The sequence below is a fragment of the Vibrio sp. V39_P1S14PM300 genome (assembly GCF_009904765.1).
Taxonomy (GTDB): Bacteria; Pseudomonadota; Gammaproteobacteria; order Enterobacterales; family Vibrionaceae; genus Vibrio; species Vibrio proteolyticus.
Genome location: NZ_WXWP01000213.1, coordinates 1 through 2,104, shown reverse-complemented (window position 1 = coordinate 2,104; position 2,104 = coordinate 1). Strand labels below are relative to the sequence as shown.

Genomic DNA, 2,104 nt, shown 5'->3' with positions numbered 1-2,104 from the left:
GGTAGAATGAGAATCATTGCTACTCTTTTAAGCGTTATAGTAAGTTGTCTGCTCAGTGCCTCATTGAGCGCTAAAACGATCAATTATTATGTGATTGCGAATCAGGCTCAGCCGTTTCAGATTGAGGAAAATGGCGAAAAACAATCCGGCATGGTGACAGATATCGTCAGGAAAGTATTTGAGAATAGCGACTACGAGATTGTTTATCATACCTACCCGTTTAATCGCATGATTGCGACATTGGAAGCCGGCGGCGAACCAAACTGGATTACATTCGGCAGCCCGAACTGGGGGAAAGTACAAGCGGAAAACTTGTCTGACAAGCCGATCTATACCGTCAAGCACACCTTGGTGACCAGTAAGAGGAATGCTTTTGAGTTCAATGGAATGGAATCCATGAAAGGCAAAGGGGTGGTGCTGTTGCTTGGTTTCGACTATCCAGATCTACTGCCGTATATTGAGAACGGCACGGTTGAAGATATAAGGGTTAAAGATTATCAGGCCGCCTTTCGTGTTGTGCAGCGCACCCCGGGTGATACCGCATTTGTAGAGATGGCGTCCCGCGTAAAATACAACATGAAAAAACTGGGTCTGAATCCACAGGATTTCATTACGCAACCGTTCAGTACCGTCATTCCGGATTATTCCATCTACCTGGCGTTTTCGCATCAGATGGAACCTGAAATACAGGATTTCATCAATCAGCGTCTTGAACAAATGCGAGTATCTGGGGAGCTGGATGCCATCATTGCCAACTATATTTGATTAAGGCCAGATAAGTATCTGGCCTTTGTATGTCAACCGTTACTCGATGAACGTAGCATCAAAAATGTGTCCCAGTTTCGAGGCTTTGGTTCGTAAATAGTGTTTGTTGTGCGGATTATTGCCTTCCTGCAACGGCACCCGTTCGACCACATTAATATTGGCCTGTTGTAGCGCCCGGAGTTTGCGTGGGTTGTTGGTCATCAGACGCACAGCCTGGATGCCCAGATAGCCCAGCATACCCTGACAAAATGTGTAGTCGCGCATGTCGGCTTTAAACCCCAAACGCTCATTGGCTTCGACGGTATCGGCACCTTCGTCTTGCAAATGGTAGGCACGTACTTTGTTGATCAGGCCAATACCACGCCCTTCCTGACGTAAATACAGTAATACGCCACAGCCTTCTTCAACGATATTGGCCAGTGCTCGAGCTAATTGATAGCCGCAATCGCAGCGGTTACTAAACAGCGCATCTCCTGTCAGGCATTCGGAATGCAGCCGAATCAGTGGGGCCGTGACATCAGTCAGATCGCCGTATACCAACGCCAGATGTTCCTTGCCGCTGGCTCGTTCGATAAACGCATGCATCTGAAATTCGCCAAATTGAGTTGGCAGGCGTGCCTTGTCGATAAACTGCACCAGATTGTAAGGTGCACTGCCTTCCAGTTCGTGTCGAACCTCCATCAGAATTTTACCCAGTTCATTCCGGCCTTTTCCATTGCCGCCATCTCCCCAGAAGGGATCCTTATGCGAGTGTTCCGTCAGTTCTCGCTGACCAGTATTGACCAGAAAATGGGCCAACTGCGGGTTCTGAAGAAATTTTTCGCGTACGACATAACGCATCACTTCCACGCGGATGTCCATCCAGTCGGGCCGTACCATTTCCTGATATTCCCGGCTGAGTTCAAATGCCTTGTCTGGGCAAGTGGCTTGCTGAATCTCCTTTTGTAATGTCTCAGAGGCAAATTTCTGTGCCTGATAATAATGTTCGCTGGTCGGCCAGACGACTCCGGAAATATGGATGCCACTGGGGTAGAAGTTCGACAGGAATCCATTCGGGTCGAACGGTTCATAAAAGAGAATTTTATCGTCCATAATATTGCTCCTGGCGTAAAAGAAAGGAGTACTGACGGGAACTTAGGGGCTTTGCCCTTACATTTATAAACTAGTTAGTGAATAGAAGCTGGTCAAACTTATGGGTGATGTAGCATGCGTGTTTTTACACTGTTTGGGTGATTTGACGTTAACGAAACATCACGAGTTGTTATAACTATGCCTTAAAAATGCTTCTTAAATGAAAACTAACGTTTAATTGATACAGGTTTTGAACAGTGTTTGATAT

2 protein-coding genes are annotated in these 2,104 nt (G+C 46.6%); one reads left to right on the top strand and one right to left on the bottom strand.

Going from position 1 to position 2,104, the window contains the following annotated elements:
* The first annotated feature begins 6 nt into the window (after nt 1–6).
* On the top strand, nt 7–765 hold the full coding sequence (locus CAG65_RS10770; RefSeq protein ID WP_021706154.1) for a substrate-binding periplasmic protein: 759 nt from the start codon (nt 7–9) through the stop codon (nt 763–765).
* Nucleotides 766–804: 39 nt separating this feature from the next.
* Here the strand turns inward: CAG65_RS10770 and ribA are convergent, their stop codons facing one another.
* Nucleotides 805–1,857 carry a GTP cyclohydrolase II gene (gene ribA, locus CAG65_RS10765; RefSeq protein WP_161453625.1) on the bottom strand — a complete coding sequence of 351 codons (1,053 nt, stop codon included), beginning with the start codon at nt 1,855–1,857 and terminating at the stop codon, nt 805–807.
* Nucleotides 1,858–2,104: the final 247 nt, after the last annotated feature.